Origin of the sequence: Micromonospora sp. NPDC049275, assembly GCF_043197115.1 — a bacterium.
Lineage (GTDB): Bacteria > Actinomycetota > Actinomycetes > Mycobacteriales > Micromonosporaceae > Micromonospora.
This window is the reverse complement of sequence record NZ_JBICSN010000015.1, coordinates 61606-87905: the sequence shown is the minus strand read 5'-3', so window position 1 is coordinate 87905 and position 26300 is coordinate 61606. Positions and strand designations below refer to the sequence as shown.

General features: G+C 73.7%; 24 protein-coding genes. 9 read left to right on the top strand and 15 right to left on the bottom strand.

Annotation, left to right across the window (positions count from 1 at the left end):
- Window positions 1-3 precede the first annotated feature (3 nt).
- From tsaB to ACGFIE_RS29395, 7 genes are all read right to left on the bottom strand, one after another.
- Window positions 4-681 carry a tRNA (adenosine(37)-N6)-threonylcarbamoyltransferase complex dimerization subunit type 1 TsaB gene (gene tsaB / locus ACGFIE_RS29425; RefSeq protein WP_393300660.1) on the bottom strand — a complete coding sequence of 226 codons (678 nt, stop codon included), beginning with the start codon at window positions 679-681 and terminating at the stop codon, window positions 4-6.
- A 246-nt stretch (window positions 682-927) separates the two neighbouring features.
- Window positions 928-1629 carry a uracil-DNA glycosylase gene (ung, locus tag ACGFIE_RS29420; protein ID WP_393300657.1) on the bottom strand — a complete coding sequence of 234 codons (702 nt, stop codon included), beginning with the start codon at window positions 1627-1629 and terminating at the stop codon, window positions 928-930.
- A gap of 77 nt (window positions 1630-1706) precedes the next feature.
- On the bottom strand, window positions 1707-2189 hold the full coding sequence (tsaE, locus tag ACGFIE_RS29415; protein ID WP_266246177.1) for a tRNA (adenosine(37)-N6)-threonylcarbamoyltransferase complex ATPase subunit type 1 TsaE: 483 nt from the start codon (window positions 2187-2189) through the stop codon (window positions 1707-1709).
- The gene (locus tag ACGFIE_RS29410; protein WP_393300654.1) at window positions 2186-3289 is read right to left on the bottom strand and encodes an alpha/beta fold hydrolase; all 1104 of its coding nucleotides are present in this window, start codon (window positions 3287-3289) and stop codon (window positions 2186-2188) included. The genes tsaE and ACGFIE_RS29410 overlap by 4 nt, the downstream gene beginning before the upstream one ends.
- Window positions 3286-4407, bottom strand: a complete 1122-nt coding sequence (gene alr / locus ACGFIE_RS29405) for an alanine racemase (RefSeq protein ID WP_393300651.1) — start codon at window positions 4405-4407, stop codon at window positions 3286-3288. Before alr ends, ACGFIE_RS29410 begins: the two co-directional genes overlap by 4 nt.
- Before the next feature lie 90 nt (window positions 4408-4497).
- Window positions 4498-5967 carry an NAD(P)H-hydrate dehydratase gene (locus tag ACGFIE_RS29400; protein WP_393300648.1) on the bottom strand — a complete coding sequence of 490 codons (1470 nt, stop codon included), beginning with the start codon at window positions 5965-5967 and terminating at the stop codon, window positions 4498-4500.
- A gap of 54 nt (window positions 5968-6021) precedes the next feature.
- The gene (locus ACGFIE_RS29395; RefSeq protein WP_363680377.1) at window positions 6022-6390 is read right to left on the bottom strand and encodes a holo-ACP synthase; all 369 of its coding nucleotides are present in this window, start codon (window positions 6388-6390) and stop codon (window positions 6022-6024) included.
- 171 nt (window positions 6391-6561) lie between these two features.
- Here ACGFIE_RS29395 and ACGFIE_RS29390 point away from each other — a divergent pair, with 171 nt between their 5' ends.
- Both ACGFIE_RS29390 and ACGFIE_RS29385 read left to right on the top strand, forming a co-directional pair.
- Window positions 6562-6858 (top strand): hypothetical protein, encoded by a 297-nt coding sequence (locus ACGFIE_RS29390; RefSeq protein WP_393300645.1) that lies wholly within the window; start codon window positions 6562-6564, stop codon window positions 6856-6858.
- A complete protein-coding gene (locus ACGFIE_RS29385) occupies window positions 6855-8429 on the top strand; it encodes an alpha/beta hydrolase (RefSeq protein WP_393300643.1) in 1575 nt (524 codons plus the stop codon). Before ACGFIE_RS29390 ends, ACGFIE_RS29385 begins: the two co-directional genes overlap by 4 nt.
- 116 nt (window positions 8430-8545) lie before the next feature.
- Here the strand turns inward: ACGFIE_RS29385 and glmS are convergent, their stop codons facing one another.
- Complete coding sequence (gene glmS, locus ACGFIE_RS29380) at window positions 8546-10459, bottom strand: glutamine--fructose-6-phosphate transaminase (isomerizing) (protein WP_363680383.1); 1914 nt, start codon at window positions 10457-10459, stop codon at window positions 8546-8548.
- Between the two features lie 270 nt (window positions 10460-10729).
- Between glmS and ACGFIE_RS29375 the strand changes: the two genes are divergently transcribed.
- Both ACGFIE_RS29375 and ACGFIE_RS29370 read left to right on the top strand, forming a co-directional pair.
- Entirely contained in the window at window positions 10730-11686 is a 957-nt protein-coding gene (locus tag ACGFIE_RS29375; protein ID WP_393300640.1) for an MmpS family transport accessory protein, read from the top strand.
- 40 nt (window positions 11687-11726) lie between these two features.
- Complete coding sequence (locus ACGFIE_RS29370; RefSeq protein ID WP_393300637.1) at window positions 11727-12917, top strand: pyridoxal phosphate-dependent aminotransferase; 1191 nt, start codon at window positions 11727-11729, stop codon at window positions 12915-12917.
- 30 nt (window positions 12918-12947) lie between these two features.
- Here the strand turns inward: ACGFIE_RS29370 and glmM are convergent, their stop codons facing one another.
- From glmM to ACGFIE_RS29335, 7 genes are all read right to left on the bottom strand, one after another.
- Window positions 12948-14306, bottom strand: coding sequence for a phosphoglucosamine mutase (gene glmM / locus ACGFIE_RS29365; RefSeq protein WP_393300634.1), 1359 nt, complete (start codon window positions 14304-14306; stop codon window positions 12948-12950).
- Between the two features lie 117 nt (window positions 14307-14423).
- Window positions 14424-14906, bottom strand: coding sequence for a 30S ribosomal protein S9 (rpsI, locus tag ACGFIE_RS29360; RefSeq protein ID WP_238687804.1), 483 nt, complete (start codon window positions 14904-14906; stop codon window positions 14424-14426).
- Between the two features lie 20 nt (window positions 14907-14926).
- Window positions 14927-15370 (bottom strand): 50S ribosomal protein L13, encoded by a 444-nt coding sequence (gene rplM / locus ACGFIE_RS29355; RefSeq protein ID WP_007465158.1) that lies wholly within the window; start codon window positions 15368-15370, stop codon window positions 14927-14929.
- Between the two features lie 210 nt (window positions 15371-15580).
- A complete protein-coding gene (locus ACGFIE_RS29350) occupies window positions 15581-16963 on the bottom strand; it encodes a nitrate/nitrite transporter (RefSeq protein ID WP_393300630.1) in 1383 nt (460 codons plus the stop codon).
- A 131-nt stretch (window positions 16964-17094) separates the two neighbouring features.
- Window positions 17095-17388, bottom strand: coding sequence for a hypothetical protein (locus ACGFIE_RS29345; RefSeq protein WP_393300627.1), 294 nt, complete (start codon window positions 17386-17388; stop codon window positions 17095-17097).
- Window positions 17378-17635, bottom strand: a complete 258-nt coding sequence (locus tag ACGFIE_RS29340; protein ID WP_203149772.1) for a DUF6364 family protein — start codon at window positions 17633-17635, stop codon at window positions 17378-17380. Before ACGFIE_RS29340 ends, ACGFIE_RS29345 begins: the two co-directional genes overlap by 11 nt.
- 83 nt (window positions 17636-17718) lie before the next feature.
- Window positions 17719-18414 (bottom strand): class I SAM-dependent methyltransferase, encoded by a 696-nt coding sequence (locus ACGFIE_RS29335; protein ID WP_363680395.1) that lies wholly within the window; start codon window positions 18412-18414, stop codon window positions 17719-17721.
- Between the two features lie 274 nt (window positions 18415-18688).
- On the opposite strand from ACGFIE_RS29335, the gene ACGFIE_RS29330 reads away from it, so the two are divergent.
- The 5 genes from ACGFIE_RS29330 to ACGFIE_RS29310 are packed head-to-tail and all read left to right on the top strand — an operon-like array spanning window position 18689 to window position 26265.
- Window positions 18689-20866 (top strand): molybdopterin oxidoreductase family protein, encoded by a 2178-nt coding sequence (locus ACGFIE_RS29330; RefSeq protein ID WP_393300624.1) that lies wholly within the window; start codon window positions 18689-18691, stop codon window positions 20864-20866.
- Window positions 20863-22302: an FAD-dependent oxidoreductase gene (locus ACGFIE_RS29325; RefSeq protein WP_393300621.1), complete on the top strand. Its 1440-nt coding sequence runs from the start codon at window positions 20863-20865 to the stop codon at window positions 22300-22302. The genes ACGFIE_RS29330 and ACGFIE_RS29325 overlap by 4 nt, the downstream gene beginning before the upstream one ends.
- Window positions 22299-24833, top strand: a complete 2535-nt coding sequence (gene nirB / locus ACGFIE_RS29320) for a nitrite reductase large subunit NirB (RefSeq protein ID WP_393300618.1) — start codon at window positions 22299-22301, stop codon at window positions 24831-24833. The genes ACGFIE_RS29325 and nirB overlap by 4 nt, the downstream gene beginning before the upstream one ends.
- Window positions 24830-25177, top strand: a complete 348-nt coding sequence (gene nirD, locus ACGFIE_RS29315) for a nitrite reductase small subunit NirD (RefSeq protein WP_393300615.1) — start codon at window positions 24830-24832, stop codon at window positions 25175-25177. Before nirB ends, nirD begins: the two co-directional genes overlap by 4 nt.
- Window positions 25177-26265, top strand: coding sequence for a uroporphyrinogen-III synthase (locus tag ACGFIE_RS29310; RefSeq protein ID WP_358141777.1), 1089 nt, complete (start codon window positions 25177-25179; stop codon window positions 26263-26265). The genes nirD and ACGFIE_RS29310 overlap by 1 nt, the downstream gene beginning before the upstream one ends.
- Window positions 26266-26300 lie beyond the last annotated feature (35 nt).

Here is a 26300-nt window from a genome sequence, read left to right as displayed (position 1 = left end):
CACTCACGGGAGAACCGGTTTGCGGGCGGTCGCCGCCACGGCGTCCGGACGGCGCAGGTAGAGCGGGGTGAGTCGCTCGCCGGGCGCGCCGGCCCGGATCCGCTCGGCGGCGAGCTGCGCCAGCACGGTGGCCTCCGGGTAGCGCGGCTCGACCCGGACCGGCAGGTTCAGGGCTTCGGCGTACCGGTGTGCCCCGTCGCCGACCGCGACCGTCGCCCCCAGTTCCCGGGCGCGCGCAGCGGCCACCGCCGGCGTGGACACCTCGGGTCCGACGATCCGCTGACCGGCGCCGTCGTAGACAGCCCAGTACAGCTCCTTGCGCCGGGCGTCGCTGGCCGCCAACACCGGCTCGCCGGCCGCCGCCGGGTAGCCCATCCCATCCAGGGAACACACGCCGTACGTCGGCACGCCGAGAACCTGCCCCATCGTGGCGGCGGTGACCAGGCCGACCCGCAGCCCGGTGAACGGCCCCGGGCCGAGCCCGGCGACGATGGCGCCCAGATCACGCGGGCGCGCTCCGGCATCGGCGAGAACCGCGTCGACCTGGGGCGCGAGCAGTTCACCGTGCGCGCGGGCGTCGACCGTGCACCGGTGCGCCCGGGACGTCACGCCGTCCGCCGAGATCTCCACCAACGCTGCGGTCACCGCGGGGGTCGAGCTGTCCACCACGAGTACGAGCACGGTTAGCCAGCCTAGCGGCCCCGCCATCGCCTCCCGGCCACGCCCCGCCACCTGACCGCCCGCCTGGCCGCGTGGCCGCCCGCGTGGCCGCCCGGCCCCGAGACGATCGGGGTGCGCCACGACGGGCGCGACTACCGGGTGGTGCCGCTGGTCGAGCTGGAGCTGACCGAGCCGCGGGCCGTGGACCTGCTGCGTCGCTACCGGGCCCGGCAGCTCGCCGCCGAGTGCTGACCCGCGCCACAGGGGTCAGTCTGCGGTGCGCTCCCAGTCGATGGTGGGGCGGCCGGCGTCAGCGAGCGCCTTGTTGGCCGCGCTGAACGGGCGGCTGCCGAGGAAGCCGCGCGGGTTCATCGGGCTGGGGTGGCCGGCCTCCAGCACCACATGCTGCGGGTTGGTGACCAGGGCCGCCTTCTTGCGCGCGTAGCCACCCCAGAGCAGGAAGACCACCCGCTCCGGTGCGGCGTTGAGCGCCCGGATCGTGGCGTCGGTGAACTCCTCCCAGCCCGAGTTGGCGTGCGAACCCGGCGTGGCCTGGCGCACCGTCAGCACCGCGTTGAGCAGCAACACGCCCTGCGCGGCCCAGCCGTCGAGGTTGCCGCTGGGCGGCTTGGCCACGCCCACGTCCTCGCCCAGCTCCTTGAAGACGTTGCGCAGCGACGGCGGCACCGACACCCCCTCGCGGACGCTGAAGCTCAACCCGTGGGCCTGCCCGGCGCGGTGATAGGGATCCTGCCCGAGGATCAGCACCCGGGTGCTCTGCGGCGGGCAGAGCCGGTACGCCGAGAAGAGATCCTCCAGCGGCGGGAAGACGGTCTGCGTCGCGTACTCCCGGGCGACGAACTCGGCCAGCGCGGCGGTGCGGGCCGGATCGAGGTGCGGGGTGAGCACGGCACGCCACTGCTCCGGCAGCAGGGCCAGCAGATCCAGGGCGGGGGCGTCGTCGGACATCAGGAACCTCTTCCAGCGCGGGTCGGTCCCCCGCACTCTAGGCACCGGGTCCGACAGCGCCGCGCCGACACAGGCCCCTAACTCAGTTCGGCGAGCCGGCGGGCCCAGTCGCCGCCGACCGGGTCGAGTTCGACGATCCGGGTGTCGTCGTCGCGGCGGTCGATGCGGACGCGCAGGTGGGCGTCGACCAACTGCTCCACCAGGCCCTCGCCCCACTCCACCACGGTCACCGACTCGTCCACCGAGGCGTCCAGGTCCAGGTCGTCGATCTCGGCACGCGGGTCGCTGGCGGCGCCCAGCCGGTACGCGTCGGCGTGTACCAGGGCCACCCGACCGCCTCGGGCCGGATCCGGCCGGTGCACGCGGGCGATCACGAACGTCGGCGAGGTGACGTCCCCGAGAACGTGGAGCCCCGCGCCGACGCCCTGGGTGAGCGCGGTCTTGCCGGCCCCCAGCGGGCCTGTCAACAGCACCAGGTCACCGGCCCGCAGCAGCCCGGCCAGCCGGCGGCCGAACTCCCGGGTGTCCTCGACGGTCGGCAGTTTGACGACGAAACTCACCGGTCCTCCATGCTCTCCAGTGACTCGAGGAACCGCGCCAGCGCGGCGTTCACCTCGTCTGCGTGCTCCAGCATCACCACGTGGCCGCTGTCTTTGATCTTGATGAACTCCGCGTGCGGCAACCGCCGGACGATCTCCTCGGAGTGTGTCACCGGAGTGATCATGTCCTTGTCGCCGACGACCACCAGCACCGGCGCGTTCGCCAACGCGGCCAGCGCCGGGAAACGCGAGTGTGTGGCCAGTGTCCGCAGATAGCGGGTCACCGTGTCGGCGGAGGTCCGGGAGTTCATCGTCTCCACGTACGACACCAGCGCCGGGCTGGGCTTGCGGGTGCCGAAGCCGTACTTGCGGGTGAGCAGCCAGGCCACGTTCGACGTGGACTTGCGGGCCTTGTCGATCACCGGACCGCCGTACCGGGTGGCGTTGCTGAACATGTAGAGCACCGGCCCGCCGACCCGGCCGAGCAGCGCCGGCGCGACAAGCTTGGTCTCCGCGATCAACCCGCCCGACGTGGCCATCAGCACGGTGCCCACCACCCGGTCACCGAACAGCTCCGGAAACAGCTCGGCGAACGCCATGATGGTCATGCCGCCCATCGAGTGGCCGACAAGCACCAGCGGCCCCTCCGGGGCGGTCCGGTCGATGACCTCACGCAGCGTCCGGCCCAGCACCGCCAGGTCGTACTCCCCGGTCTCCAACCGGCCGGACCGGCCGTGACCCGGCTGGTCGTACGCGACGACACGGTAGTCACCGCGCGCGGCGAGCATCCGGCGCTGGAAGTGGAAGGTGCCCATGTCCAGGCAGAAGCCGTGCACCAGCACCACCGTCGGGTGCCCCGGCACCGGGCGGGTCGGCTCGACCACCTCGACGTGGATGTCCGTGCCGTCCGGCAGTTCCAGCCGGAACGCCTCGTCGTACCGTTGCTCGCCGAACCTCTCGTGCGCGTAGCGGTCGGCCGGGTCGGCCTTGAGCCGGCGGACCAGGGTGCGTTCGGTCGCGACGCCGGCGGCCAGGCCGGCCGCCGCCACCCCGACCGCGGCGCCGACCAGACCGGCGACCCGGCCGGCCGCGGTCCGCGGACGTGGGATGCGGTACGTCATGAGGGGCGCTCACCGTCGTAGACACGCGGCACCCGCGTGCTGCCGAACCGGGTGACGATCTCGTAGTTGATCGTGCCGGCCGCCTCCGCCCAGTCGTCGGCCGTCGGCTCGCCGTCGGCACCACTGCCGAACAGGGTCGCCACGTCGCCGTCGGCCACCGGGTCGTCGCCACAGTCGATCACGAACTGGTCCATGCAGACGCGCCCGGAGATCGTCCTCCGCGCGCCGGCGAGCTGCACCGGCCCGGTGTTGGAGGCGTGGCGGGGCACGCCGTCGGCGTATCCGAGGGGCACCACGGCGAGGTTCGCGTCGGCCTCGGTCGTGTAGGTGTGCCCGTAGGAGACGCCGGTGCCGGCGGGCACCCGCTTGGTGAGCATCACCCGGGCGCGCGCCGTCATCGCCGGTCGCAGCCCGTACGTCTCGCCGGCCACCGGGGACAGACCGTAGATGGCCAGCCCGGGTCGGACCAGGTCGAAGTGGGTGTCCGGGCGGGTCAGGGTGGCCGCCGAGTTGGCCAGGTGCCGCCAGCGGGGGCGCAGCCCGGCCCGCTCGACCATGGCCAGGCCCTCGTGGAAGACGGCGAGCTGCCGGTCGGTGGTCGGGTGGCCGGGCATGTCCGCGTACACGAAGTGGCTCCACACACCGACCACCTCGACCAGGCCGTCGGCCTGCGCCTTCGCGGCGGCGTCGAGCAGCGCCGGCCAGTCGGTGACTGTGGCGCCTCCCCGGGACAGCCCGGTGTCGATCTTCAGGTGCAGCCGGGCAGGGCGCTCGGCACGCCGGCTCGCCTCGACCATCTCGTCCAGTTGCGCAAGGCTCGCGGCGGCGAGGTCCACCCCGGCGCTCACCCCTTCGTGCAGCGGCAGCCCCGGCGCGAGCAGCCACGCCAGCACGGGCGCGGTGATCCCGGCCCGGCGCAGCGTGAGCGCCTCGTCGAGGGTGCAGACGCCGAGCCAGTCAGCCCCGGCGTCCAGTGCCGCGCGGGCGGCCGGGAGCATGCCATGGCCGTACCCGTCGCCCTTGACCACCGCCATCAGCTCGGCGCTGGTGCCGGAGCGGAGCCGGCTCACGTTCTCGCGGATCGCGTCAAGATCGACGCGTACCTCGGCCTGCCACATGCGCCCAGCCTACTTTCCACCCTGATCACCGTGGGCGGCGACGCACGGCCCGCTCCGGCGAACCGGCCAGGCGCCCCGGAACGGGAACGATCAGCCCAGCCTGGCGATGACCGGGCGCAGCGCGGCAACCACGTCGGGCGCGGTCACCGGGCCGCCGCGGGCCGCCTCCCGACCGGCGAGCCCGTGCAGGTACGCGGCCGAGGCCGCCGCCCGGTCCGCCGGCACCCCGGCCGCCAGGAGCGAGCCGAGCAGCCCGGCCAGCACGTCGCCGGTGCCGCCGGTGGCCAACGCCGGGGTGCCGGTCGGGTTGACGTACGCCCGGCCGTCCGGCGTGCCGATCACCGTGCGGTCCCCCTTGAGCAGCACCACCGCGTTCATCCAGGCGGCCAGCCGCAGCGCGGCCCCGACCCGGTCGGCGCCGGGCTCCTCCCCGCACAGCCGGGTGAACTCCCGATCGTGCGGGGTGACCACGATCGGCGCGTCCCGGCCGCGCAGCCGGTCGGCGAGCGAGCCGTCCACCAGCAGGGTCAGCGCGTCCGCGTCGAGCACCACAGGCACCGGGGCGGCCAGGACGGCCCGCAGCTCGGCCGCCGCGTCGTCGCCGGTGCCCAGCCCCGAGCCGCACACCCAGGCCTGCACCCGCCCGGCGTCGCCGACGCGCGCGGCGGCGATCACCGAGGGGTGCTGGTGCAGCACCTCGACCCGCGCGCCACCGGCGTAGCGGACCAGACCCGTCGGCCCGGCGAGCGCCCCGCCGACGGAGAGCACCGCCGCGCCCGGGTACGTCTCCGAGCCGGTCGCCACCCCGACCACGCCCCGGGTGTACTTCTCCGACGCCGCGCCCAGCTCCGGCCACCACTGCTCGAGGTCGGACCACTCGGTGACCCGCAGCGCCGGAGTGCCCCGCAGCCAGGGCCGCAGCCCGATGTCGACAAGCTCCACCTCGCCGGCCAGCGCGGCGGCCGGCCCCACCACGAGGGCGGGCTTCAACGCGCCGAAGGCCACCGTCACGTCGGCGCGGACCGCTGTGGGCCGGCCGGACGTGGACAGCGGCACGTGTCCGGTGTCCACCGCCACTCCGCTCGGCACGTCCACGGCCAGCACAGTGGCCCGACCGCCGTCGCGCCCGCGCAGATCGTCGAGGCGCTGGACCAGCTCGTCGGCGCTCGCCCGCAGCCCGCCCGCGCCCCCGATACCGACGATGCCGTCGAGGACCAGGTCGACGGGGCCGGCCGGGCGGTCGACCAGTCGGCCACCGGCGGCGCGCAGCGCGGCCAGCCCCGCGGCGTGCGCCCGCCCCGGGGTGAGCAGCAGGGCGGACACCTCGACGCCCCGGCGGGCCAGCCGTTCCCCGGCGTATAGGGCGTCACCGCCGTTGTCGCCGGAGCCGACGAGCAGCAGCACCCGGCCGCCGTACACCCCGCCCCGCTCGCCGAGCAGCAGGGCGGCCCGGCGGGCCAGCCCGGCGGCGGCCCGCTGCATCAGCGTGCCCTCCGGCAGCGTGCCCATCAGCCCGGCCTCAGCCGCCCGTACGTCGGCCGCCCGCCACACCGCTCTCATGTCACCGTGCCCCATTCCGCTCGCGGGTGGGCCGCCACGGCCACCCGGCCGACATCACCGTTCCGCGACCACCAGCGCCGACGCGATTCCACCGTCGTGTGACAGCGAGAGATGCCAGTGGTTGACCCCGCGCGCGACGGCCGCCGCGGCGACGGTGCCCGAGACGGTCAGCCAGGGTCGGCCGTCCGAGTCGGGCACGATCTCGCAGTCGTGCCAGCTCAGCCCGGCCGGGGCGCCGAGCGCCTTCGCGACGGCCTCCTTCGCGGCGAATCGGGCGGCGAGCGACTCCGGTGAGCGTGGGGTGCCGGAGCGGGTGGCCCGCTCGGCCGTGGTGAAGAGCCGATCGGCGAGCAGCGGCGTCCGCGCCAGGGACCGGGCGAACCGGTCGACCAGGACGACGTCGATGCCGACAGCGACGATCACCAGACCACCCTACCGGCGGTGGAGGCGGGAGATTAGCCGTCGGGCCCGTCGTGGGCAACGCCTGTGGACACACCGGGGTACGGCCGCGGCCGGCTGTCCACAGGGCACTCCGGCACGATCCTGACCTGCCTAGCGTCAGCGCGTGGATGCCGATCGTGCACGGGGGTGGGTATGACCGAGGAGCCGTTTACCGTCCGGCCGCAGGAGCTGCGCGTGGTCGCCGGTGCGCTCGACGACGAGGCGTACCGGTTGGCGTGGGGCCTGGCCGGGGCCTCCGGGCTGCTGGTGCCGGCGCCGGATTGGCGGGCCGCAACGGCGCTGGCGGGGCTGGAGTCGGCCGCGCACGGCTGGTTCTGCCGGCTGGGGGCGGCCGTGGCCGCGACCGCCGGTGGGGTCCGGGCCGCGGCCGAGGCGTACGAGACGGTGGACGACCGGGCAGCCGGCCGGTTCACCGCCCTACCCCGGTGAGCGGTGTCGGCTACCGGCAGCTCTGGGCCGCCGATCCGGGAGGTTGGCGTGCGGCCGGGGCGGCCTGGGCCGGATTGACCGGGGCGGTCGAGGGGCACGCTGGCGAGTTGGCCGGTTCCGCCGGTCGGTTGCGGGGCGGCTGGTCGGGCGCTGCCGCGGTGGCGGCGGATGCTCGGCTGGCCGGCCTGCGGGGCGAGGTGTCCTCGGTGGCGCCCGCACTGATCGAGGCCGATCAGGTGCTGTCCGAGCTGTCCGGGCGCCTCGTGGTGGCGAAGGCGAGGCTCGCCGAGGCGGTAGCTCGGGCCGACGCGGTCGGGCTGCTGGTGGACCGGTCCGGTGCTGTGCACGCCGATCCGACTCGCCTGCGACCGACCGCCAGGGCCGGGGTCGTGGCGGCGTTGCGGGGCGCGCTGGAGTTGGCCGGCGCGGCCGACCGGTTGGCCGCCGACCGGCTGGACGAGCTGGCCCGGGCCGCCGGGACCGGGTGGGCGTCCCCACCGCCGCCCGGCCGACCGTCCGCCGGGGCGACACCGGCGCAGGTGCGCGCCTGGTGGTCCGGGTTGACCCCGGCGCAGCGACGGTGGCTGGTCGGGCACGAGCCGGCCCTCGTCGGTGGCCTGGACGGGGTGCCGGTGGCCGCCCGCGACCAGGCCAACCGCCTGCGGGTCGGCGCACGGCGTGCGGAGTTGCTGGCCGAGCGTCGGCGGTTGCTGACCCGGGTGCCGCCGGGGCCGCTCGCGTCGCTGCGGCTGCGGGCGGTGGCGGCGCGGCTGGCGGGCCTGGACGCGCTCACCGAGCGCCTGACGGGCGGGGAACCGCGGGCGTACCTGCTGGGGCTGGACCCGGCCGGTGAGGGTCGGGTGGTGGTGGCGCTCGGCGATCCGGACCACGCCGACCGGGTGCTGACGTACGTGCCGGGAATGACCGCCGGGCTCGACGACGCCCCGGGCGAGCTGGGCCGGGCGGCCCGGGTGCTGGAGCGCTGCGCCACGCTCGCGCCGGGTGAGCGCAGTGCGGCGGTGCTGTGGCTGGACTACGACGCACCGGACTTCCTGAACGAGGCGGCGTCGGCCGGCCAGGCCCGGGACGCCGGCCCGGCGCTGCACCGCTTCCAGGAGGGTCTGCGCGCCACCCACGAGGGGCCGCCGGCACGGCAGACAGTGCTCGGGCACAGCTACGGGTCGCTGGTGGTGGGCATCGCCGCCCGGGAGCACGGGCTGGCGGCCGACGCGCTGATGTTCGTCGGCTCGCCGGGGGTCGGCGCGGCGCACGCCGCCGAGCTCGGCGTACCGGCCGGAGAGGTGTGGGCCGGCAGGGCTCCGGACGACGTGATCCGCCTGGCCCGGCCGGTGGACGAGCTGGGCCGCCGGGCCCTGTTGGGCGCCGCTCCGCTCGCCGCCGTGCTGGGCTGGCCGGAGCGGACCGGTCACGAGCTGTGGTTCGGTCACGATCCGGCCGACTCCGGGTTCGGTGGCCGGGTGTTCCCCAGCGGTCGCGGCGGGCACAGCGGCTACTGGGAGCCGGGCAACCCGGCGTTGGACGGGATGGCCCGCGTGGTGCTGGGCCGCTGAGGGCAGGCCGCTGACCACGGGCCGCTGACGCTGGGCGCGCCGGACTGGCGTCGCTCGCACGGCAGGGCCCCGAGCACCGCGGGTGCGGTGCCCGGGGCCCCGGACGTCAGCGGCGACTACTCGACGGTGACCGACTTGGCCAGGTTGCGGGGCTGGTCCACGTCGTGCCCCCGGGCGGCGGCGATCTCGGCGGCGAGCACCTGCAGCGGCACCGTGGTGACCAGCGGGGCCAAAAGCGTCGGCGTACGCGGCACGTAGATCAGGTGGTCGGCGTACCGGACGACCGCCTCGTCGCCCTCCTCCGCGATCACGATGGTCCGCGCGCCGCGCGCCCGGACCTCCTGGATGTTGGAGACGACCTTGTCGTGCAGCATCCCCCGGCCCACCGGGGACGGCACCACGCAGATCACCGGGGTGCCCTTGTCGATCAGGGCGATCGGGCCGTGCTTCAGTTCACCGGCGGCGAAGCCCTCGGCGTGCATGTACGCCAGTTCCTTGAGCTTCAGCGCGCCCTCCAGGGCCACCGGGTAGCCGACGTGCCGGCCGATGAACAGCACGGTGGGCTCGGACTTCAGCTCCCGGGCCAGCTCACGGACGGGCTCGATGCGGTCGAGCAACTCGCGCAGCTTGCCGGGGATCTCCTGCAACTGCGCGACCACCGCGCCCACCTCGTCGGCGAACTTGATGCCGCGCACCTGGGCCAGGTGCAGGCCGATCAGGTAGCAGGCGACGACCTGGGTGAGGAACGCCTTGGTGGAGGCGACGGCGATCTCGGGCCCGCCGTGGGTGTAGAGAACGGCGTCGGACTCGCGCGGGATGGTCGAGCCGTTGGTGTTGCAGATCGCCAGCACCCGGGCCTTCTGCTCCTTGGCGTGGCGCAGCGCCATCAGGGTGTCCATCGTCTCGCCGGACTGCGAGATCACCACGATCAGGGTGGACCTGTCGAGCACCGGGTCGCGGTAGCGGAACTCGCTGGCCAGCTCCACCTCGCAGGGGATCCGGGTCCAGTGCTCGATGGCGTACTTGGCGACCATGCCGGCGTGGTACGCGGTGCCGCAGGCCACGATGAAGATCTTGTCGACGTCGCGCAGATCCTGGTCGCTGAGGCGGACCTCGTCGAGGGCGATCTCACCGGTCTCGGTGAGGCGGCCGAGCAGCGTGTCGGCGATGGCCTGCGGCTGCTCCTCGATCTCCTTGAGCATGAACCAGTCGTAGCCACCCTTCTCGGCGGCCGACGAGTCCCAGTCGATGTGGAAGTCCTTGCCGCTGGCGGGCTGACCGTCGAAATCGGTGATCTCGATGCTGTCGCCGGTGATCAGGACGATCTGGTCCTGACCCAGCTCCACCGCCTCCCGGGTGTGCTCGATGAACGCGGCCACGTCGCTGGCCAGGTAGTTCTCCCCCTCGCCCCGGCCGACGACAAGCGGCGAGTTGCGCCGGGCGCCGACGACCGCGCCGGGCACCGAGGCGTCGACCGCGAGCAGGGTGAAGGCACCCTCGAGCCGCTGGCACACGACGCGCATGCCGGCGGCGAGCAGCTGCGGACCGTCCGGCTGGCCGGCGGCGCGCAGGTCGGACAGCGCGGCGGAGAGCAGGTGCGCGGCGCACTCGGTGTCGGTGTCGCTGGTGAACTGGACGCCGTCGGCCTCCAGCTCGGCGCGGAGCTTGGCGAAGTTCTCGATGATGCCGTTGTGGATCACCGCGACGCGGCCGTCGGGGGCCAGGTGCGGGTGGGCGTTGCGGTCGGTCGGCCCGCCGTGGGTGGCCCACCGGGTGTGGCCGATGCCTGTGGTGCCGTCACCGATGCCGATCGGGCTGGCCGCGCAGGAGGCCGGGTCGTCGGCCGCGCGCTCGGAGAGCACCTTCTCCAGGTTGGCGAGCTTGCCGGCCTTCTTCTCGGTCAGCAGCTGGTCGTCGCAGACGATCGCCACGCCCGCCGAGTCGTAACCCCGGTATTCCAGTCGCCGTAGCCCGTCGAGCACGATGCCCAGTGCGGGGCGCGCGCCCGCGTATCCCACGATTCCACACATGGCCCGCAGCCTAACCCAGTTTCGCTCAACATGGGTGCTCGAAAGTCGGCTAAACAAGCACCGACTTTGAGCGATCGGTGGTGTACGGGCCGTAAACGGACGAGTGACACCGGCCCGGTCGCGGTCCCGCCGACCGACGGGGTTGCGCACGGCCAGCGGGTACGACAGTCTTCCGGCGGGTTCGGCGCGCGCTCCCCTGGCCCGCGCGCTCCCCGGCCCGCGCGCTCCCCTGGCCCGTTGGCCCCATACCCACTCCCGCCCGGAGCAGCCATGTCCGACGCGCCGCCGCCCGAGCCGACCCCGACGCCGCCGGACCCGACGGCCGGACAGCCGGCGCCCCCGCCGTCCGACTGGGCCGCGTCGGGTTCCTATCCCACGCCCGACCCCCTGGCTCCGGGCCAGCCCTGGGCGCCCCCACCGCCCTGGGCGCCCGGCCCGTCGTCCACCCACTGGACGCCCGACCCGCCGCCGGGGCACTCGGCGTCGCAGCCCGAGGCGACGCCCCCGCCCGAGACGCCGCCCACCTCGTCGTGGACGCCCGGCCCCAGCGGAACCCCGTGGACTCCCCCCGGGCCGACCCCCTGGCCGGCCCCGGGTTACCCGCCCGCGGGCTATCCCCCACCGGGTTACCCACCGCCGTACCTCTACCCGGGCTATCCGCAGGTCGGTGGCCGTCCTCCCGGCAGCACCGGTCGAGTGGTCGGAATCGTCGTCGGGGTCGTCGTGGCGCTCGTCCTCGCCGTCTGCGGCTGCTTCTGCGTGGCCGGGCCCCTGATCGATAACCTGCTCCCGGAGCCGGTCGCCGAGGACCCGTACGACAGCGGCCCGTACGACGACGGCCCGTACGACGACGACGGCGGCTGGCCGCCGACCGCCGCTCCGGAGCCGAGCGAGGTGCGGCCCACCACACCCACACCCACGAAGCGGCCGATCACGCGCCCGACGTCGGGGCCCGCGCCGGTGACAGTGGTCTACGAGGTGACCGGCGCGGGACAGGCGGACATCGCGTACTACGACGCGGAGAGCGACCTCATCCACGTGGACGGCGCGAGGCTGCCCTGGCGCACCACCATCCGGACCAGCGGCCAGAGCCGGGTGATGGTGGAGGCCAGGTGGTCCGACCATCAGGAGCGGCCGATCGAGTGCGCCGTCACCGTCACGGGCGTCGGCAAACCGGTCGTCAACAGGACTCGGGGGACCTGGGCGACCAGTTGTGAGCCCGAGTGAGGCTGGGGTTACGCCGACGTGTGGTCGTAGGCTGGCGCCTGTGACGACGAGCACCGATGTCGACCCGCTGGTGGCCCGGATGCGGCCGTTCGGCACGACGATCTTCGCCGAGATGTCCGCCCTCGCCGTACGGACCGGGGCGGTCAACCTCGGCCAGGGCTTTCCGGACACGGACGGCCCACCGGAGATGCTGGCCGCCGCCGCCGAGGCGCTGCGCGGCGGCCACAACCAGTACCCGCCCGGCCCGGGGATACCCGCTCTTCGTGCGGCCGTCGCGGCCCACCAGCGGCGGTTCCACGACCTGGCGTACGACCCGGACAGCGAGATCGTGATCACGGCGGGCGCGACCGAGGCGGTGGCGGCCAGCGTCCTCGCGCTCTGCGAGCCGGGCGACGAGGTGGTCTGCTTCGAGCCGTACTACGACTCGTACGCCGCCTCGATCGCCCTGGCCGGCGCGGTCCGGCGGCCGGTCACGCTGCGTCCCGGCGCGGACGGCCGGTACGCCTTCGACCCGGCGGCGCTGCGGGCGGCGTTCGGGCCGCGTACCCGGCTGGTGCTGCTCAACTCGCCGCACAATCCGACCGGCAAGGTGTTCACGCCGGCCGAGCTGGCGCTGGTCGCCGAGCTGTGCCAGGAGTACGGCGCGTACGCGGTCACCGACGAGGTCTACGAGCACCTGGTGTTCACTGACGCGTCCAGCCCACACGTGCCGCTGGCCACGCTGCCCGGAATGCGGGAGCGGACGCTGCGCATCTCGTCGGCCGGCAAGACGTTCTCCTGCACCGGGTGGAAGATCGGCTGGGTGAGCGGCCCGGCGGCGCTGGTGTCGGCGGTGCTGCGGGTGAAGCAGTTCCTCACCTATGTCAACGCCGCGCCGCTGCAACCTGCGGTCGCCGTGGCGCTGGCCCTGCCCGACGACTACTACACAGGCTTCCGGGACAGTCTCCAGCAGCGGCGTGACCAGCTCGTCGGCGGTCTGACCGACGCCGGGTTCGAGGTGTTCGACTCGGAGGGGACGTACTTCGTCACCGCCGACATCACCGCCCTCGGCGGCTCCGACGGGGTGGAGTTCTGCCGTTCCCTGCCGGAGCGCTGCGGCGTGGTGGCCGTGCCGACCCAGGTCTTTTACGACGACGCCGAGGCCGGCCGGCGACTGGTCCGGTTCGCGTTCTGCAAGCGCCCGGAGGTGCTGACCGAGGCGGTCACCCGGTTGCGCGCCCTGACCCGCTGACGCGCCGGGCGAACGCCCCGGCCGGCTCGGCTACGACGCGGCGGGGCTGGCCGTGCGGACGAGGGCGGCGATCCGCTCGGCGACCTCGCGGGCAGTCGCCTCGGTGGCAGCCTCGACCATCACCCGGACGAGCGGCTCGGTGCCCGACGGGCGCAGCAGCACCCGGCCGGTCTCGCCCAGCTCCGCCTCGGCCCGCTCGACCTCGGCGCGGACGGCCGGCGCCGCGGCACCGACGGTACGGTCGCCGACCGGCACGTTGATCAGCACCTGCGGCAGCTTGGTGACCACGGACGCCAGCTCGGCGAGGGACTTGCCGGTGGCGGCCATCCGGGCCATCAGGTGCAGGCCGGTGAGGACGCCGTCGCCGGTGGTGGCGTGGGCGGGCATGACGATGTGGCCGCTCTGCTCGCCGCCGAGCGCCAGCCCGGATCCGCGTAGCTCCTCCAGCACGTACCGGTCGCCGACCTTGGTCTCGATCAGCCGGATGCCCTGCGCGGACATCGCCAGCCGCAGGCCGAGGTTGCTCATCACGGTGGCCACCAGGGTGTCCTGGGTGAGCGTGCCGGCCTCCCGCATGGCCAGCGCGAGGATCGCCATCACCTGGTCGCCGTCGACCTCGTCGCCGTCGGCGCTGACCGCCACGATCCGGTCGGCGTCGCCGTCGTGGGCGATGCCCAGGTGGGCGCCGTGCTCGACCACGGCCTCGCGCAGCGCCTCGATGTGGTTGGAGCCGCACTCGTCGTTGATGTTCAGGCCGTTCGGCTCCGCGTGGATCGCGACGACCTCCGCGCCGGCCTCCCGGTAGGCGACGGGGGCAACCTCGGCGGCGGCGCCGTTGGCGCAGTCGACCACGACCTTGAGGCCCTCAAGCCGGTGCGGCAGGGTACTGATCAGGTGCTGGACGTAGTGGTCGGCACCGTCGAGCAGGTCGTGCACGCGGCCGACGCCGGCACCGATCGGGCGGTCCCAGGCGGTGGTGGCGTTCGTCTCGACGGCCGCCTCGATCCGCATCTCGATCTCGTCGGGCAGCTTGTGACCGCCGGCGGCGAAGAGCTTGATGCCGTTGTCCGGCATGGGGTTGTGCGACGCGGAGAGCACCACGCCGAGGTCGGCCTTCGCCTCGGCGGTGAGGAACGCCACGGCGGGGGTGGGCAGCACGCCGACGCGTACCACGTTGGCGCCGGCGCTGGTCAGCCCGGCGACCACGGCGGCCTCCAGCATCTCGCCGCTGGCCCGGGTGTCCCGGCCGACCACGGCGAGCGGCGGGTGACTGCGGTCCGTCTCGGCGAGCGTGTGCGCGGCGGCCACGGCGAGTGCGAGCGCCAACTCGGGCGTGAGATCCGCGTTCGCCCGCCCGCGTACGCCATCCGTGCCGAACAACCGACCCATACCCGCCAACCTCCGATGAGCACTACCGAGAAGGAGAAAGCGAAACGACCGGCCCACCTCCCCTGTCGAGGGGAGGTGGGCCGGCCGTCCGTCAGAAGTACAACGCGCTGGGAAAGATCAGCGCTTCGAGTACTGGGGAGCCTTACGGGCCTTCTTGAGGCCGTACTTCTTGCTCTCCTTGACCCGGGCGTCCCGGGTGAGGAAACCGGCCTTCTTGAGGGCCGGGCGGTCGTCCGGCTCGTTGATGATCAGCGCGCGGGCGATGCCGAGACGGAGGGCACCGGCCTGGCCGGTGGTGCCGCCGCCACGCAGGTTGGCGATGACGTCGAACTGCTCGGGCTTCTCGGCGGTGACCAGCGGGTCCTTGATGAGCTGCTGGTGCACCTTGCTCGGGAAGTACGCCTCGAGGTCCTGGCCGTTGCAGGTGATCTTGCCGGTGCCCGGGACGAGGCGAACCCGGACGATGGCCTCCTTGCGGCGGCCCACGGTCTGGATCGGCCGGTCACCACGAGGCGCGCGGGCAACGGGCGCCGGCGCCTCGGTGGCCTCGGGGGCCTCCGTGGCTTCCGGGGCGACCTCGGTCTCGATGATGTCGGTCATGCTGCTTCCTTCGCCCGCGCTCACTGCGCGATCTGCTTGATCTCGAACGGCACCGGCTGCTGCGCGAGGTGCGGGTGCTCGGCGCCGGCGTAGACCTTCAGCTTCTTGATCAGCTGACGGCCGAGCTTGTTGTGCGGGAGCATCCCCTTCACAGCCAGCTCGATGGCCCGCTCGGGGCGCTTGGTCAGCAGCTCGTCGTAGCCGACCTGCTTCAGACCACCCGGGTAACCGGAGTGGCGGTAAGCGACCTTGGTCTGGCGCTTGTTGCCGGTCAGCGCAACCTTGCCCGCGTTCACGATGACGACGAAGTCGCCCGTGTCGACGTGCGGCGCGAAAGTCGGCTTGTGCTTACCACGCAGCAACGTGGCGGCGTGGGTGGCCAGGCGGCCCAGCACGACATCAGAGGCGTCGATGACGTGCCACTGACGCTCGATCTCACCCGGCTTCGGGCTGTACGTACGCACAGGTCTACCTTGTCTCGTCGTCGGTCTGGGGTCGCGCGCCGAGGTGACCAGATCTAGCAGGCCGGACCAGCGCGCACGAACGACCAAGCGTACCTGATAGGGCACGCCTCTGGATGTCGTACAACAGCAGGCAACGATACCCGGCGCCCCATCGGCAGGTCAAAACGGGGGTGGGGATGCCGCGCGGCGACGCGCCGGCCGTGACCCGGATCATACCCCGGCGAGCCGGTGCGACCCCGGCCGCCGGTAGACGACCCAGGTCACCGCGAAGCACAGCGCGTACCAGCCGATGAACGCCAGGTAGGCGGCATCGGCGTTGCCGGAGCCGAGGAACGACTGGCGGAAGGCGATGTTGACGAGCACGCCGCCGGAGGCGCCGATCGCGCCGGCGATGCCGATCAACGCGCCGGTCATCCTCCGCGCCCACCGCGCGGCGGCCTCCGGGTCGCGGGTGCCGGCGGCCACGGCGTCCGCCGCTCGCGCCCGGAAGATCGCCGGGATCATCTTGTACGTGGAGCCGTTGCCGACGCCGGAGAAGACGAACAGGGCGAGGAACCCGGCCAGGTAGAGCCCGAACGAGCGCTCGCGGGCCGCGTACAGCACCGTGCCGGCGCCGATGGCCATCGCCACGAAGTTCCAGAAGGTCACCCGGGCTCCGCCGAGCCGGTCGGCGAGGTGGCCACCCAGCGGCCGGATCAGCGAGCCCACCAGCGGCCCGAGGAAGGTCAGCCAGGCGGCGTCCACGGGGGTGGGGAACCGCTCGGCGAACTGGAGCTGGAGCACCTGCCCGAACGCGAAGCCGAACCCGATGAACGAGCCGAAGGTGCCGATGTAGAGCAGCGACATGATCCAGGTGTGCGGGTCCCGGGCGGCCTCGCGCAGCGCCCCGGGCTCGTTGCGCGCGCCGGGCACGGTGTCCAGCCAGCGGGTCGCCGCCAGCGCGGCCAGCACGATCAGCGGCAGGTACACCGCGGGCACCAACCGGGGGTACGCGGCGCCGGCGGTGGCGAGCACCGCCAGCCCGACCAGCTGCACCGCGGGTACGCCGAGGTTGCCGCCACCGGCGTTGAGCCCGAGGGCCCGTCCCTTGAGCCGGGACGGGTAGAACAGGTTGATGTTCGCCATCGAGGAGGCGAAGTTGCCGCCGCCCACGCCGGTGAGGCAGGCCAGCACCATCAGCGTGGAGTAGGACACCCCGGGTTCGAGCAGCACAGTCATCGGCACCGTCGGGACCAGCAGCAGCAGCGCGCTGATGGTCGTCCAGCGCCGCCCGCCGAAGCGGGCCACCGCCAGGGTGTACGGCAACCGCAGCACCGCCCCCAGCGCGGCCGGCACGGCGGTGAGCAGGAACTTCCCGGCCGGGTCGATGCCGTACGCGGGGCCGAGGAAGAGCACTGTCACGGACCAGAGGCTCCACACGGAGAAGCCGACGTGCTCGGCGAAGATCGACACCCAGAGGTTGCGGCGGGCGATGGGGGCGCCGGTGGTACGCCAGAAGTCGGGGTCCTCGGGCCGCCAGTCGTCGAGCGGGCGTCGACGCCCGGCGACGGCGGGTGGCGCGGTGGTGACTGCGGTGCTGGTGAGCGTGCTCACGGCGGCTCCTCCTCGTCGATGCGACGAGGAGGAACGCTAGGAAGGCGGAGTTACCTGACAGTGCCCGTCACGGGTCGGCCCGGAAACGGCTACCGCACCACGGGCCGGCGGCGATGGTGAGGTCCGGGGAATCAGAGCTGCTGGAGGATGCGCAGGGCGCGGCCGACCCGGAGCATGATCTCGGTGTCGGCGACGTCCACACACTCGGTGAACCACTTCTTCATCGGCGCGGAGATCCGGTCGGGCATCACCACGTACCGGCCCATCGACACGGCGAGGGGCGAGTCGCGCAGCAGCGACTCCTCGACCACCTCGACCACGATCACGATGGGCACGTCGGTGGAGTTGTAGACGTCCGAGCTGATCACGAGCCCGAGGCGTTCCCGGGCGCCCTCGATGCGCCAGACCTCACCCCTACGCAGCACGCGGCCGTCCGCCGGAGAAGAGATCGTTGACCATGCCCACCTCGCGGGCGTCGGCGAGGGCTGCGGACTCCAGGTCCAGGCCGGCGCGGCCCACGGCGGCGGCGTGCGCGGTGAAGACCTCGCGCAGCGCCTTCTCCCGGGCGGCCTGGTCCATCCACGCCGAGAGGGACAGCCCCTCGCGCTTGGCGAAGCGTCGGGCCTCCTCGATGGTCTCGTCCGTGAACGACAGCGTCACCTTGGCAGTCATGCCGCTGAGACTACCCATCGGTATGACCGTCAGTCATCCACGCGCCGACCGGCTCGTCTCCGGAGGTCGAAACGCACATATCGTCACCGGGCCCGGCCGCCGAACACGGCGAAGCGCCACTCCTTGAAGTAGCAGTCGACGTCGACCAGGCCGGCCTCGGCGAGCCACCGGCACTGGTCGGCGACGCTCGCCGGCCGGTCGTGCCGCATCCGCTCCCGGGAAGCCGCGATCTCGTCGGTGGACGCGCCCAGCTCGGTGATCCGCGCCAGCCACACCTCGTCGTAGCGCCGGTCCAGAGCCGGCGTCGGGCCGGCCACCTGCTCGGCGTTGACGAACACGCCACCCGGTGCCAGCGCGGCCCCGGCCCGCCGGTAGAGCGCCCGCTTGCCGTCGTCGTCCAGGTGGTGGATCGCCAGCGCGCTGACCACCGCGTCGTACCGGCCGGCCGGCAGTTCGTCGGCCAGGTCGGCCCGGACGGTCCGGTGCGGCACGCCCCGGTCGCGCAACTGTTCGGTGGCGCGGGCGAGCATGGCCGGCGCACCGTCCACCAGGGTCAGCCGGACCCCGGGCACGGCGGCGGACAGCAGCAGTGAGAGCAGCCCGGTGCCCGCGCCCAGGTCCAACACCTCCGGCGTACGACCGGCGGCCAGCGCGGCCCGCAGTGGCGGCGCCGCCACCTCCACCGCTGTGCCGTAGAAGGCGTCGAAGCAGGGGATCAGTCGTCGGCGCGACTCGTCGTAGGTGCCGGCCACCGCGTCGAAGACGTCCGTCACGCTCATCAGGCGCTCCCAAGCCTTGAGACAGTTATCCCACATTATAAGCAGCACGTATCGAGGTACGCCCTCGACCTGCCAGATCTTGGACAGTTTCCGTTACCTGAGAACGGAAACTGTCCAAGATCTCCACGGAACCGGCCCGGTGGAGCGGCCGGTTGGACGACGGTTGGCGACCACCCGTTCTTCGCGTTGCCCCGGTGCGGTGTGAGCCCCACTTGACAGGACCGAAACAGAAGGGACCCGGACCGGAAACCGCCCGGCGGCACGCTTTCTGGACATGACAGACGGTGCACGGCCGGCAACTCGACCGGGGCGAACCCCCCGGGAGGTGGCGACGCACTGCCCGTACTGCGCCCTTCAGTGCGGGATGACGCTGCGCGAGGACGACACCGGGGTGAGCGTGCTCCCCCGCCAGTTCCCCACCAACCGGGGCGGGCTCTGCCAGAAGGGCTGGACGTCCGCCGAGCTGCTCGACCACCCGGACCGGCTGACCACGCCGCTACTGCGCGACCCGGTCACCGGCGACCTGCGCCCGGCGACCTGGGACGCCGCGCTGGACCGGATCGTCAGCGGCCTGCGCGCCATCCAGGGCAGCTCCGGTCGGGACGCGGTCGCCGTCTTCGGCGGCGGCGGGCTGACCAACGAGAAGGCGTACGCGCTGGGGAAGTTCGCCCGGGTGGCGCTGCGTACCCGCAACATCGACTACAACGGACGGTTCTGCATGTCCTCGGCGGCGGCCGCCGGGATGCGCGCCTTCGGCGTCGACCGGGGGCTGCCGTTCCCGCTGGCCGACCTCGGGCGGGCCGACACCCTGCTGCTGGTCGGCGCCAACCCGGCGGAGACCATGCCGCCGCTGGTGCGGTGGCTCACCGAGCAGCGCCGGGGCGGCGGCCAGCTCATCGTCGTCGACCCCCGCGTCACGGCCACCGCCCGCCAGGCCGACCTGCACCTGCAACCGCTGCCCGGCACCGATCTCGCGGTGGCCAACGCGCTGCTGCACATCGCGCTCACCGAAGGCTGGGTCGACCAGGCGTACGTGGCCGAGCGCACCACCGGCTTCGACGCGGTCCGGCGCAGCGTCGCCGCCTGGTGGCCGGCCCGCGCGGAACAGCTCTCCGGCGTGCCGGTGGCCGACCTGGAGGCGACCGCCCGAGCGCTGGGCACCGGCGGCCGGGTGATCATCCTGACCGCGCGTGGCGCCGAGCAGCATGCCAAGGGCGTCGACACCGTCACCGCGTACGTCAATCTCGCTCTCGCTCTCGGTCTGCCCGGTCGCGAGGGCTCGGGGTACGGCTGCCTCACCGGCCAGGGCAACGGTCAGGGCGGACGCGAGCACGGGCAGAAGGCCGACCAGCTCCCCGGCTACCGCAAGATCGACGACCCGGCGGCTCGGGAGCACGTCGCCGCTGTCTGGGGCGTGCCGGCCGACGACCTGCCCGGCCCCGGCGTGCCTGCCTACCAACTACTCGACTCGCTCGGCACCGCGGGCGGTCCCCGGGCGTTGCTGGTGTTCGGCTCGAACCCGGTCGTCTCCGCTCCCCGGGCGGCGCGGATCGAGGGCCGGCTGCGCGACCTGGACCTGCTGGTCGTCGCCGACCTGCTGCTGTCCGAGACGGCGGCGCTTGCCGACGTGGTGCTGCCCACCGCGCAGTGGGCCGAGGAGGACGGCACGATGACAAACCTGGAGGGCCGTGTGCTGCGTCGACGGGCGCTGCGCCCACCACCGCCGGGCGTCCGGACCGACCTGGCCATCCTCGCCGACCTGGCGGCGCGACTGGCCGTCGCCGACGCAACCGACACCGCGCCGGCGGGTGCCGAACCAGCCGCCGCCACCACGGCAGCCGAGATCGCGGCGGGGCGGTTCCCGGTCGATCCGGCCACCGTGTTCGCCGAGCTGCGCCGCGCCTCCGCCGGTGGGGTCGCCGACTACGCAGGCATCGACTGGGCCCGCATCGACGACGCCGACGGCGTCTTCTGGCCCTGCCCGAGCGCCGACGGGCCGGACACGCCACGGCTCTTCGCCGACCGGTTCGGCACCCCGGACGGCCGGGCCCGGTTCCACCCCGTGGACCACCGACCCGCGGCCGAGGAGGTTTGCGCCACGTATCCCCTGCACTTCACCACCGGGCGCGTGCTCACCCAGTACCAGTCGGGCACGCAGACCCGCCGGGTGCCGGCGCTGCGTCGCGCCGCACCCGAGGCGTTCGTCGAGCTGCACCCCGACCTGGCGGCCCGGCTGGGCATCGACGACGGCGACCCGGTGCGGGTCACGTCCCGCAGGGGTGAGCTGCGCGCGCCGGCCCGGCTCAGCCCGGGGATCCGACCGGACACGGTCTTCGCGCCGTTCCACTGGCCCGGCGCCGGCCGGGCCAACTCGGTGACAAACGACGCGGTGGACCCGATCTCCGGGATGCCCGAGTTCAAGATCTGCGCGGTCCGGGTGGAGAAGGCATGACGGCCCGGGTGGTGATCGTCGGCAACGGGATGGCCGGTGCGCGACTCGCGGCCGAGCTGCACGCCCGCGAGGGCGACCGGAAGGTCACAGTGCTCGGGGCGGAGTCGCACCGCGCGTACAACCGGATCATGCTCTCCACGCTGCTTGCCGGCCGGATCGCCGAACCGGACGTGGAGCTGACCGAGGCCGCCGGGCACGGCATCGACATGCGCCCCGGCGTGCCGGTGACAGCTGTGGACCGGTCCGCCCGCGAGGTCCGCACCGGCGACGGCGAACGGATCTCCTACGACCACCTGGTGCTGGCCACCGGCGCGCGGGCGGTGGTGCCGCCGCTGCCCGGCCTCGACCCGGCAGACCTGCCACGGCGGGTCGTTCCCTTCCGGACCCTGGACGACTGCCGCCGGATCCTCGCCGTCGCGGACGGCGCGCGCAGCGCCCTCGTGCTCGGCGGCGGGCTGCTCGGCCTGGAGGCCGCCCGGGGCCTGGCGACCCGGGGGCTCGCCACCACTGTGGTGCACCACACCGGGCACCTGATGGAGCGGCAGCTCGATCCGGCGGCCAGCGCGGTGCTCGCCGGCACGCTCACCGGGCTGGGCGTCACCATCCAGCTCGCGGTGCCGGCGACCGGAGTGGTCGCCGACGACGACGGCGTCCGCCTCGACCTGGCCGACGGCCGGTCGCTGCACGCCGACCTGCTGGTGCTCTCCTGCGGGGTACGCCCCGACACCGCCCTCGCGCAGGCCGCCGGTCTGACAGTGCGACGCGGCGTGGTGGTGGACGACCGGCTCCGTACCAGCGATCGGAGCATCTCGGCGATCGGCGACTGCGCCGAGCACGACGGGACGCTCACCGGACTGGTCGCCCCCGCCTGGGCCCAGGCCCGGGTGCTCGCCGACGTGCTCACCGGCACCGACCCGCTGGCCCGCTACCGGCCCCGGCCGGTGGTGACCCGACTCAAGGCGGCCGGGATCGACCTGGCGGCGATGGGCGACGCGGCGGGCGGCGGGCCGGGCGAGGAGCTGACGTTCACCGACCCGGCCCGGGGTACGTACGCCCGCCTGCGGATCCGCGACGAGCGACTGATCGGCGCGATCCTGCTCGGCGACAACCCGGCGGTCGGCACGGTGATCCAGCTCTTCGACCGGGGTCACCCGGTGCCGGCCGACCGGCGGGCCCTGCTGCTGGGCCGGGCGCTCGGCGGGGCTGGTGCGGCACCGAGCGCGTCACCGGCGCTGATGCCGGACGCGGCAGTCGTCTGCCAGTGCAACACCGTGACCAAGGGAGCGTTGGTGCGCTGCTGGCGCTCCGGCGCGCGGACGGTCGACGCCGTGGTGGCGGCGACCCGGGCCGGCACCGGGTGCGGCGGATGCCGGGATGCGGTCGGCGGCATCGTCGACTGGCTCTCCGAAGCGGAATCTGTGGAGGTGACGCGATGAGCGGTCAGGACCTGGTCGTCATCGGCAACGGCATGGTGGGGCAACGCTTCGTCGACGCGCTGCGCGCCCGCGACCCGCAGGGGCGCTGGCGGGTGACAGTGCTGGCCGAGGAGGGGCGTCCGGCGTACGACCGGGTGCGGCTCTCGGCGTACTTCGACGGGGTGAGCGAGGACGAGCTCAACGTGCACACCACGCACGACGGTGTGCGGCTGCGCCTCGGTGAGCCGGCCACCGCCATCGACCGCGCCCGTCGGGTGGTGACCACCGCCGTGCGCGAGTACGCGTACGACGCGCTGGTGCTGGCCACCGGGTCGTACCCGTTCGTGCCGCCGGTGCCCGGCGCCGACCTGCCCGGGGTCTTCGTCTACCGCACGCTCGACGACCTGGCGGCGATCCGGACGTACGCGCAGGGTCGGCGGGTCGGCGCGGTTATCGGCGGCGGGTTGCTCGGGCTGGAGGCGGCGAACGCCCTGCGCCTGCTCGGCCTGAGCACCGACGTGGTCGAGTTCGCGCCCCGGCTCATGCCGGTGCAGGTGGACCAGGCCGGCGGCGCGATGCTGCGCCGCTACGTCGAGGAGCTGGGTGTGCGTACCCACCTCGGGGTGGCCACCACCGCGATCCGCGCCGGGGCCGACGGCGCGGTCGACGCCCTGGAGCTGTCCGACGGCCGCGTGGTCGACGCCGAGCTGGTCGTGGTGGCCGCCGGCATCCGGCCCCGCGACGAGCTGGCGCGGGCCGCCGGCCTGCCGCTGGGTCCGCGCGGTGGGGTGCTTGTCGACGAGACCTGCCGCACCGCCGACGAACACGTCTGGGCCGTCGGCGAGTGCGCGGCTGTCGACGGCACCTGCCACGGCCTGGTCGCCCCCGGGTACGCGACCGCCGAGGTGGTGGCCGACCGGCTGGTCGGCGGCGCGGCGACCTTCCCGGGCGCGGACACCGCCACGAAGCTGAAGCTGCTCGGGGTGGACGTGGCGTCGTTCGGCGACGCGCACGGCACGACCGAGGGCTGTCTGGACGTCACGTTCACCGACCCGGCCACCCGGGTCTACGCGAAACTGGTGCTCTCCGACGACGCGCACACCCTGCTGGGCGGGGTGCTGGTGGGCGACGCCAGCGCGTACCCGACGTTGCGGGCCAGTGTCGGCGGCCCGCTGCCGGCCGCCCCGCTGGCGCTGCTCGCGCCCGAGGGCGGCGGCGCGGACGCCGGGGCGCTGCCCGCCACCGCCCAGGTCTGCTCGTGCAACGCGGTCACCCGCGGCGACGTGGACGACGCCATCGCGGGCGGCTGCGCGGACGTGCCGGCGTTGAAGGCGTGCACCCGTGCCGGCACGAGCTGCGGCTCCTGCGTGCCGATGCTGAAGCAGCTCCTCGACGCGGCCGGCGTGGCGCAGTCCACCGCGCTGTGCGAGCACTTCGACGTGAGCCGGCGGGAACTGTTCGAGATCGTCCGCGTCCGGGGCATCCGTACCTTCTCCCAGCTCATCGGCGAGCACGGTCGGGGGCGCGGCTGCGACATCTGCAAGCCTGTGGTGGCGTCGATCCTCGCGTCGCTGGGCAGCGGGCACGTGCTCGACGGCGAGCAGGCGTCGTTGCAGGACACCAACGACCACTTCCTGGCCAACCTGCAACGCGACGGCAGCTACTCGGTGGTGCCCCGGATCCCCGGCGGCGAGATCACCCCGGAGAAGCTGATCGTCATCGGCGAGGTCGCTCGGGACTTCCAGCTCTACACGAAGATCACCGGCGGGCAGCGGATCGACCTGTTCGGTGCCCGGGTGGAGCAGCTACCGCAGATCTGGCGACGTCTGGTGGACGCCGGTTTCGAGTCCGGCCACGCGTACGGCAAGGCGCTGCGCACGGTGAAGTCCTGCGTCGGCGAGACCTGGTGCCGGTACGGGGTGCAGGATTCGGTGGGGCTGGCCGTGGCGCTGGAGCTGCGCTATCGCGGGCTGCGCGCGCCGCACAAGCTCAAGTCGGCGGTCTCCGGTTGCGCCCGGGAGTGCGCCGAGGCCCGCAGCAAGGACTTCGGCATCATCGCCACCGAGACCGGCTGGAACCTGTACGTCGGCGGTAACGGCGGCTTCCGGCCCCGCCACGCCGACCTGTTCGCCACTGATCTGTCAACAGAAGCGCTGATTCGAATAATCGATAGATTCTTAATTTATTACATTCGCACCGCCGACCGGCTGCAACGCACGGCCGGGTGGATCGAGGCCATGGAGGGCGGCCTGGACCACCTGCGCGCGGTGATCGTCGACGACTCGCTGGGGCTCTGCGCGGACCTGGACGCGGCGATGGCCCGACACGTGACGTCGTACTCCGACGAGTGGCGTGACGTGCTGGACGACCCGGAGCGGCTGCGCCGCTACACCTCCTTCGTCAACGCCCCCGACGTGCCCGACCCGTCGATCACCTTCGCCGTGGAACGCGGCCAGCCGGTGCCGGCACGCGCCCTGGCGACCACCCGATCCGAGCCGGCCGACGCCCGCCGGCAGCCCGTCACACTCGGCCTTCCGGAGGTACGGCGATGAGCCACACGACCACGCTCGACTGGACCGCTGTCTGCACCCTCGACCGACTGGAGCCGAACCGGGGTGTCGCCGCCCTGGTCGACGGCGTGCAGGTCGCCCTCTTCCACACCGTGGACGGGCTGTTCGCGATCGACAACCGCGACCCGGTCTCCGGGGCGTACGTGCTGTCGCGGGGCATCGTGGGCAGCCGCCGCGGCGTGCCGACCGTCGCCTCGCCGCTGCACAAGCAGGTGTACGACCTACGCACCGGCGACTGCCTCGACCTGCCCGGGGTGACAGTGGCCCGGCACGACACGCGCTGCCATGACGGGATCGTCGAAGTGCGGTTGCGACGGGAGGGCTGATGCGGGAAGAACTGGCCGGCTTCACCATCGGGGTGACCGCCGACCGGCGGCGCGACGAGTTGGCCGCGCTGCTCGAACGCCGGGGCGCCCGCGTGGTGCTCGCCCCGGCGCTGCGGATCGTGCCGCTGTCCGACGACACGGAACTGCGCGAGGCGACCCGCGCCTGCCTCGACCAGCCACCCGACATCCTGATGGCCAACACCGGCATCGGGATGCGCGGGTGGCTGGAGGCGGCCGAGGGCTGGGGGCTGGCCGAACCGCTGCGTTCGGTGCTCGCCAGCTCGTACGTCGTCGCCCGGGGCCCCAAGGCCCGTGGCGCGATCCGTGCGGCCGGCCTGCACGACCAGTGGTCACCGGCGTCGGAGAGCTGCGACGAGGTGGTCGATCACCTGCGTCGGCGCGGCGTGGCCGGGCAGGTGATCGCCATGCAGCTGCACGGTGAGCGGCAACCCGAGTGCACGCTCGCGCTGGAGGCGGCCGGTGCCACCGTGATCGAGGTGCCGGTCTACCGCTGGGCGCCGCCTACCGACCCGGCGCCGCTGCACCGGCTGATCGACCTGATCGCCGGCCGTCTGGTGGACGCGGTGACGTTCACCTCGGCACCTGCGGCGGAGGCGCTGCTGCGGGCCGCCGGGGACCGTACCGACGCGGTGGTGTCCGCGCTGCGCACCGATGTGCTGGCGAGCTGCGTGGGCGCGGTGACCGCCGAGCCGTTGCTGCGCCACGGGGTACCGGTGAGCGCGCCCGGTCGGGCTCGGCTGGGCGCGTTGGTGCGGACCATCGTCGACGAGCTGCCCCGCCGGACCGTGACGTTCAAGGCCGCCGGGCACCTGCTCACCCTGCGCGGGCACGCGGCGGTGATCGACGGCGAGCTACGCCCGCTCGCTCCCGCCCCGATGGCGGTGCTGCGGGCGCTCGCCCAGGCCCCCGGGCGGGTGCTGTCGCGCACGGCGCTGCTGCGGACCCTTCCCCGGGGCGCCGACGAGCACGCGGTGGAGATGGCTGTGGCACGCCTGCGGGCCGGCCTGCGCGCGCCGCGCGTGGTGCAGACCGTGGTCAAGCGCGGCTACCGGCTCCGGGTCGACTAGGGCGCGTGTCGCAGGCCGGCCAGGGGCTTCGACAC